The organism is Marinobacter sp. (genome assembly GCF_041690455.1).
Classification (GTDB): Bacteria; Pseudomonadota; Gammaproteobacteria; order Pseudomonadales; family Oleiphilaceae; genus Marinobacter.
Genome location: NZ_JAWLHI010000112.1, coordinates 1 through 7,482 on the forward strand (window position 1 = coordinate 1; position 7,482 = coordinate 7,482).

The 7,482-nt window shown below is 58.1% G+C and carries 7 protein-coding genes; 5 read left to right on the forward strand and 2 right to left on the reverse strand.

The features are described from left to right. Positions 1-135 precede the first annotated feature (135 nt). A complete protein-coding gene (locus ACESMW_RS17935; protein WP_372988351.1) occupies positions 136-1,278 on the forward strand; it encodes an MFS transporter in 1,143 nt (380 codons plus the stop codon). A gap of 8 nt (positions 1,279-1,286) precedes the next feature. On the opposite strand, the gene ACESMW_RS17940 is transcribed toward ACESMW_RS17935, so the two are convergent. Both ACESMW_RS17940 and ACESMW_RS17945 read right to left on the reverse strand, forming a co-directional pair. Continuing rightward, positions 1,287-2,435 (reverse strand): PilT/PilU family type 4a pilus ATPase, encoded by a 1,149-nt coding sequence (locus ACESMW_RS17940; RefSeq protein ID WP_372988345.1) that lies wholly within the window; start codon positions 2,433-2,435, stop codon positions 1,287-1,289. 23 nt (positions 2,436-2,458) lie between these two features. Next, a complete protein-coding gene (locus ACESMW_RS17945) occupies positions 2,459-3,340 on the reverse strand; it encodes a LysR family transcriptional regulator (RefSeq protein ID WP_372988346.1) in 882 nt (293 codons plus the stop codon). 281 nt (positions 3,341-3,621) lie between these two features. Here ACESMW_RS17945 and leuC point away from each other — a divergent pair, with 281 nt between their 5' ends. The 4 genes from leuC to ACESMW_RS17965 form a co-directional block, all read left to right on the forward strand. Continuing rightward, positions 3,622-5,040, forward strand: coding sequence for a 3-isopropylmalate dehydratase large subunit (gene leuC, locus ACESMW_RS17950; RefSeq protein ID WP_372988347.1), 1,419 nt, complete (start codon positions 3,622-3,624; stop codon positions 5,038-5,040). Positions 5,041-5,057: 17 nt separating this feature from the next. Then, on the forward strand, positions 5,058-5,705 hold the full coding sequence (gene leuD / locus ACESMW_RS17955; RefSeq protein ID WP_372988348.1) for a 3-isopropylmalate dehydratase small subunit: 648 nt from the start codon (positions 5,058-5,060) through the stop codon (positions 5,703-5,705). 30 nt (positions 5,706-5,735) lie between these two features. Further along, entirely contained in the window at positions 5,736-6,809 is a 1,074-nt protein-coding gene (gene leuB / locus ACESMW_RS17960) for a 3-isopropylmalate dehydrogenase (protein ID WP_372988349.1), read from the forward strand. A gap of 130 nt (positions 6,810-6,939) precedes the next feature. Beyond that, the coding region (locus tag ACESMW_RS17965) for an aspartate-semialdehyde dehydrogenase (protein ID WP_372988350.1) at positions 6,940-7,482 on the forward strand (543 nt) is incomplete at its 3' end.

Here is a 7,482-nt window from a genome sequence, read left to right on the forward strand (position 1 = left end):
TTTATTGCCCAAAAATGTGGAGCGCCAGGGATGGCGCGACCAAGCCCTACAGGGACGTATTTACGGGCGTTTTTTGAACACCTCACCCGGACGGCGCCACGGACTCTCGGGTTAGCTTCGTAAAGGAGTCCTGGTATTTACTGGCGACTTTCCAATCTTTATTTCTGGTTTTTTGCTCTCTTGGGCGGACTGCTTCCGTATTGGTCTCTCTACCTTGAGGGGCAGGGCTACACCTATCTTCAGATCGCCACACTGATGGCGACCATCCAGCTCACCAAGATCGTAGCCCCCAGTGTCTGGGGGTGGCTCGGGGACCGGAGCGGTCAGCGCGTCCGACTTGTAAGGTTCGGTGCGATTACCGGTTCGCTGTTCTTCGCCGGCGTTTTCCTTGAGCCGGGCTTTTATGGCCTGCTGCTGGTAATGCTCGCCTTCACCTTCTTCTGGAACGCTATCCTGCCTCTGTACGAGGTGATTACGCTTCGCACTCTGGGAAAGCAGAAGGAGAAATACGGACGGGTCCGGCTGTGGGGTTCGGTGGGCTTTATCGCCGCGGTGGCCGGGGTCGGGGGTATCCTCGAGATTGTTCCTGTCAGTTCACTTCCATGGCTGTTGCTGCCGGTGTTTGCGGGTATTGCAGTCTCGGCGTTTCTGGTGCCATCAGAGCGCGGAGAGGAGAAGCCTAAAGCTCCAAAGGGCAGTCTGAGGGAGATTGTCACCCACCCGGCGGTGGTCACCTTCTTCCTGATGAACTTCCTGCTCCAGGTATCTCACGGTCCGTACTACACCTTCTTTAGCATCCATCTTGAACAGCACGGCTATGGCAAATTGCCGATCGGGTTACTTTGGTCACTGGGCGTGGTCGCCGAAATTGGCCTGTTTCTAGTGATGCACCGGTTTACCCGGCGTTTCTCCGTCCGGCAGATTGCCATCGGGGCCCTGGTGCTGACCATGATTCGCTGGGGGTTGATAGCCGAGCTTACCGACGTGGTTGCGGTGCTGATCTTCGCTCAGCTGCTTCACGCGGCTTCCTACGGGGCGCTGCATGCGATTTCGGTGCAGTACATCCAGGGGTTCTTCGGCAAACATCATCACGGGCAGGGCCAGGCTCTATACAGCGGCCTGACCTTCGGCGCCGGCGGTGCGGCGGGTGCATGGATGTCGGGGTTCCTGGTGGACGGTATAAGCACCAGCGCAGCATTCTGGGGTGGGGCATTGGCCATGGCACTGGCGGTGTTGATTACCTGGCGGGGCCTGAGGCCACCGCCAGAGGATGTCTGAAGCGTCCCTTAATCTTCCGGATTCTCCTCGTCTTCCTCGATTTTGAGCGAAAGACCACTGCCGGTCGGACCCGAAGCGGCTGAAGAGTCGGCACCGCCCTGACCATGTAGTTTGATCTTCAGGCGCAGGTTGTTGGCAGAGTCGGCATTCTTGAGCGCTTCCTCTTCGGAAATCCTGCCCTCCTTCCAAAGGTTGAACAGCGCCAGATCAAAGGTCTGCATACCAATGTTGGCCGACTTCTCCATGATCTCCTTGATGCCGTCGATCTCTCCACGCAGGATCAGCTCGCTGATGGTGGGAGTTCCGAGGAGGATTTCGATGGCGGCGCAGCGCTTCTTGTCAACCGTCGGAACCAGTCGCTGTGATACGAACGCGCGCAGGTTCATCGAAAGGTCCATCAGCAACTGCGGGCGCCGCTCCTCGGGAAAGAAATTAATGATGCGATCCAATGCCTGGTTGGCATTGTTTGCGTGCAGGGTGGAAATGCACAGGTGCCCGGTTTCGGCGAAGGCGAGGGCGTGTTCCATGGTTTCCCGGTCCCGGATCTCACCGATCAGAATGACATCCGGGGCCTGCCGCAGAGTGTTCTTCAGCGCTTTCTGGAAGCTACGGGTGTCCACACCCACCTCGCGCTGGTTGACGATGCATTTCTTGTGACGATGAATATACTCAACGGGATCTTCGATCGTAATAATATGGCCGGCGGAATTGCTGTTCCGGTGATCGATAAGGGCAGCGAGGGAGGTGGACTTGCCCGACCCGGTGGCACCGACAAACAGAACCAGGCCGCGCTTTGCCATCACAACATCCTTGAGAATCGATGGAAGACCGAGGTCGTCGGCATTCGGAATCTCGGTCACAATGTTACGGGCGACAACCGAAATCTCGTTACGTTGCCGGAAGATATTGATCCGGAACCGGCCGACGTTACGAATGCTGTAGGCCAGGTTCATTTCGAGCTCCTGCTCGAATTCCGCAACCTGCTCCTCGTCCATGATTGTGTAGGCAATATCCTTGATCGCCCCTGGAGCAAGGGGCGTGCGGTCAATCGGCTTGAGCGCACCGTGGAATTTGGCGCAGGGCGGGGCGCCGGTACTCAGGTAAAGGTCCGAGCCATCGTTCTTGGCCAGAATCTTGAGGTAATCGTCAAAGCCCATGTATTCTCCTGATCGTCAATGATTTACGTTGATTTGTCCGTCTCTTCCTTCCGCACGACCTTCAGCAGCGCCCTTGCCGCCTGGCTGAGCTGACGTCCGGCCAGCCCGACACCACCCAGCATCCGGTTAACGGGATAACCGGTTTCCAGCTGATGGACCGATTCATCCAGCATGCTCACCGGCAAAACACTCCAGCCAAGCCCGACACTCGTCATCATCTTGAGCGTTTCAAGGTAATTGGTTGGTATCTGCTGGTTCAGCGGAAGATTGGCCTCAAGAAAAAGCCGACTGACAGTCCGATAAGTTGCGGTAGTGGTATCCGGCAACAGAGCCGGATAATGGGCAAGATCCTCCAGTGAGGCACAAACCTTTCCTGATAACTCATGATCCTGCCCGACCACAAACGCCATCGGATCGGACCACTGTTCGTATACCACGAACTGGCTCCCCATACTGTCACTGAGTGTGACAAAGGCCAGCTCCGCGTTACGTTTGAGCATCTGCGCATAAGCGGCATCCGACTCCATGAACTGAAGATTCAACCGAACCTCCGGGTAGTCGCGGGAAAAGCGCCTGAGCCAATTGGGCAGATGGTGCAGCCCAATGTGGTGCGAAGCGATAATCTCCAACTCCCCGCTGATCTCCCCGTCGTCCGCAGACAGCGCCACCCGGGCGTTGTGGATCTCGTCCAGGATCTTTCTCGCATGGGGCAGCAACCTTGTTCCGGCATCCGTCAGTCTTATCTCACGGTGGCTGCGGTCAATCAGCTTTGTACCCAGCTGGTTCTCCAGAGCCGCCAGACGTTTGCTGATCGCCGGTTGGGTAAGGTGCAGAACCTCGGCGGCTTCAGAGAAGGAGCCCTGATCAACAATGGTCAGAAACGCCCTGAGAGAATTCGAATCCATAACCGGCTCTCATAACTTGGTGGCACTCGGAATCTGGGGGCGGGTTGGCTGTAGCTTCTCAAAACTGTTGAGGGCCAGGGACGGCCCGAAACAAGCGCACATGGACGTGCTCGTAGCGTGTTTTGAGAAGCTACAGCCAACCCGCCCGCACTCCAAAACTAAAATATGCCAAGAAGGAATGCAAAGAATAAAAAACATGAATTGAGGTTATGCAGACCAGGGGAGTAACATAGCAATCAATGAAGTCAAAACCAGAAACCCCCAGAGAGTGAGAGAGAACCATGGCGGGCAAGACCTTATACGACAAATTGTGGGACGATCATCTCGTCAAACAGCGGGACGACGGCTCCGCACTGATCTACATCGACCGACAGCTGCTGCACGAAGTCACCTCACCGCAAGCGTTTGAAGGCCTGCGCCTCGCCGGCCGCAAGCCGTGGCGCATCGACGCCAACATCGCCACCCCGGACCACAACGTCCCGACCACCGATCGTAACAAAGGCATCGACGGCATCGTCGACCCCGTATCCCGCACCCAGGTCGAAACCCTCGACAAGAACTGCGACGAGTTCGGCATCCTCGAATTCAAGATCAAGGACCAGCGCCAGGGCATCGTCCACGTCATCGGGCCGGAGCAGGGTGCCACCCTGCCGGGCATGAGCATCGTGTGTGGTGATTCCCACACCTCCACCCATGGCGCCTTCGGCTGCCTGGCTCATGGGATCGGTACCTCCGAAGTCGAGCACGTGCTGGCAACCCAGTGCCTGGTGCAGAAGAAGATGAAAAACATGCTGGTCAAGGTCAACGGCAAGCTTGGCCCCGGTGTGACCGGCAAAGACGTGGTCCTGGCCATCATCGGCAAGATCGGCACCGCCGGCGGTACCGGCTACGCCATCGAATTTGGCGGTGAAGCCATCCGCGGCCTCAGCATGGAAGGCCGGATGACCATCTGCAACATGTCCATCGAAGCCGGTGCGCGCGTCGGTATGGTTGCGGTGGATAACACCACCATCGACTACGTCAAAGGCCGTCCGTTCGCCCCGAAAGGCGAGACCTGGGACAAGGCTGTAGACTACTGGCGCACCCTGCACAGTGACGACGATGCGGTGTTCGACAAGGTGGTCGAGCTGGACGGCTCCGCCATCATGCCGCAGGTGAGCTGGGGTACCTCTCCGGAAATGGTTACCGGTGTCGACGGCGCCGTGCCGGATCCGGCACAGGAAGAAGATCCCATCAGGCGCGAAGGTATTGTCCGTGCGCTGAAGTACATGGGTCTGCAGCCGAACCAGAAGATCACCGATATCCAGCTCGACCGCGTCTTCATCGGCTCCTGCACCAACAGCCGTATCGAGGATTTGCGGGAAGCCGCGGCCGTGGTCAAGGGTCGCAAGGTTGCATCCAGCCTCAAGCAGGCCATGGTTGTGCCCGGCTCCGGCCTGGTGAAGGCTCAGGCTGAACAGGAAGGACTGGACAAGATCTTTATCGAAGCCGGCCTCGAGTGGCGCGATCCGGGCTGCTCCATGTGCCTGGCCATGAACGCCGACAAACTGGGGCAGGGCGAGCATTGTGCCTCAACCTCCAACCGGAACTTCGAGGGTCGTCAGGGCTTTGGTGGTCGTACCCACCTGGTCAGCCCGGCCATGGCCGCCGCGGCTGCGGTGACCGGCCACTTCGTTGATGTCCGTGAATTGATGCACTGAGCCACAGGAGAGAGACCATGCGAGCATTTACGCAACACCAGGGTATTGTTGCCCCCATGGACCGTTCCAATGTGGACACGGACATGATCATTCCCAAGCAGTTCCTGAAGTCCATCAAGCGGACGGGCTTCGGCCCGAACCTGTTTGACGAGCTGCGCTACCTGGACGAGGGCAAGCCGGACCAGGATTCCTCCCAGCGCCCGATCAATCCGGATTTCGTGCTGAACCAGGATCGCTACAAGAGCGCCAGTGTCCTGCTGGCCCGCAGCAACTTCGGTTGTGGCTCCAGTCGTGAGCACGCGCCCTGGGCGCTGGATGATTTCGGCTTCCGGGTCATTATTGCCCCGAGCTTTGCTGATATTTTCTACAATAACTGCTTCAAGAACGGCCTGTTACCCATTGTTTTGCCCGAAAAAGTGGTTGACCAACTGTTCCGCGAGACGGAGGAGAGCGAAGGCTATCAGCTGACGGTGGATCTGGAGGCGAAAACCGTGACCACGCCGTCCGGTGAATCCTTCAGCTTCGAGGTGGATGACTTCCGTCGGCACTGCCTGCTCAACGGCCTGGATGATATCGGCGTGACTCTCGAGGACGCCGATCTGATTCGCGATTACGAAGAAAAGCGCAGGCAGACCGCGCCCTGGCTGTTCAATGCCGGCAACTGATCAAGCTCACTGACTTTAAGGAAGAACTTCATGTCCAGAAATATTCTCATGCTCCCGGGTGACGGAATCGGCCCTGAAATCGTTGCCGAGGCGGAAAAGGTCCTGAACCAGGTGAATGACCAGTTCAGCCTGGGGCTGAGCTTTGAAACCGCGCTGGTCGGCGGTTCCGCCATTGATGAGGCAGACACACCACTGCCCGAGGAAACCCTGGAAAAGGCAAAGGCGGCCGACGCCATCCTGCTCGGCGCGGTCGGTGGGCCCCAGTGGGACAGCTTGCCCATGGCCAAGCGCCCGGAAAAGGGGCTGCTCGGACTTCGCTCCAATCTCCAGCTGTTTGCCAACCTGCGCCCTGCAATCCTGTATCCGCAGCTGGCCTCCGCGTCCTCTCTCAAGCCGGAAGTGGTGTCCGGGCTGGATATCATGATCGTGCGCGAGTTGACCGGTGGTATCTACTTCGGTCAGCCCCGGGGCGTGCGTGAACTCGAGAGTGGTGAGCGCCAGGGTTACAACACCTACGCCTACACCGAATCGGAAATTCGTCGTATTGGCCGGGTGGCCTTCGAGGCGGCCCAGCAGCGGGGCAAGAAGCTGTGTTCCGTGGACAAGGCCAACGTGCTGGAAGTGACTGTTCTGTGGCGGGAAATCATGGAAGACCTGAAGCGCGAATACCCGGATGTGGAGCTGTCCCATATGTACGTGGATAACGCCGCCATGCAGCTGGTACGGGCCCCCAAACAGTTCGATGTAATTGTGACTGGCAACATGTTTGGTGATATTCTTTCGGACGAAGCGGCTATGCTCACCGGCTCAATCGGCATGTTGCCGTCCGCATCGCTGAACTCCCAGAAGCAGGGAATGTACGAGCCCTGCCACGGTTCGGCGCCGGATATTGCCGGTCAGGGCATTGCCAATCCGCTGGCCACCATCCTCAGTGCTGCCATGATGTTGCGTTACAGTCTGGGTGAGGAAAATGCCGCAGAAGCCATCGAAGCGGCGGTCAGCAAGGTCCTGGACCAGGGCCTGCGCACGGCTGACATCATGTCGGAAGGCGCGCAGAAGGTTTCCACCCGGGAAATGGGTGAAGCGGTGCTCGCAGCACTCTGAGCGGGCGATTCCGGTTCAGGCCGACAGAGACCCGACGGCAACAGGATGCAGTTGCCGCGGGATCATCCATCCTGTCCCTGCCAGCGATAACGGTAAAGGGCAGGCATAATGTGAGATTCAAGGATCGCACATGAAGCGAGTTGGACTTGTAGGTTGGCGTGGCATGGTGGGCTCGGTCCTCATGCAGCGCATGCGTGAAGAAAACGATTTTGCTGACATCGATCCGGTGTTTTTCTCCACCTCCCAGACCGGGAAACCGGCTCCGGATGTTGGCAAGGAGGGCGTTCCGTCGCTGCAGGACGCTTTCGATATCGATACTCTCAAATCCATGGACGTCATCGTGACTTGTCAGGGTGGCGATTACACCGGTGAGGTTTACCAGAAACTGCGTGACGCAGGCTGGGAAGGCTACTGGATCGATGCCGCGTCCACCCTGCGGATGGTTGATCATTCCGTGATTGTCCTGGACCCGGTTAACCGCAACGTAATCGATGACGCCCTGGACAAGGGTGTGAAGGATTACATTGGCGGTAACTGCACCGTCAGCCTGATGATGCTGGCCCTGGGCGGACTGCTCGAGCAGGATCTGATCGAGTGGGTATCTCCCATGACTTATCAGGCCGCTTCCGGCTCTGGCGCCAAGCACATGCGGGAGCTGCTGAACCAGATGGGT

Bases quoted from the DNA above. Each gene is read 5' to 3' on its own strand.
- ACESMW_RS17940 (WP_372988345.1), bottom strand. From the start codon at position 2,435: ATGGGCTTTGACGATTACCTCAAGATTCTGGCCAAGAACGATGGCTCG.
- ACESMW_RS17945 (WP_372988346.1), bottom strand. From the start codon at position 3,340: ATGGATTCGAATTCTCTCAGGGCGTTTCTGACCATTGTTGATCAGGGC.
- leuC (WP_372988347.1), top strand. From the start codon at position 3,622: ATGGCGGGCAAGACCTTATACGACAAATTGTGGGACGATCATCTCGTC.
- leuD (WP_372988348.1), top strand. From the start codon at position 5,058: ATGCGAGCATTTACGCAACACCAGGGTATTGTTGCCCCCATGGACCGT.
- leuB (WP_372988349.1), top strand. From the start codon at position 5,736: ATGTCCAGAAATATTCTCATGCTCCCGGGTGACGGAATCGGCCCTGAA.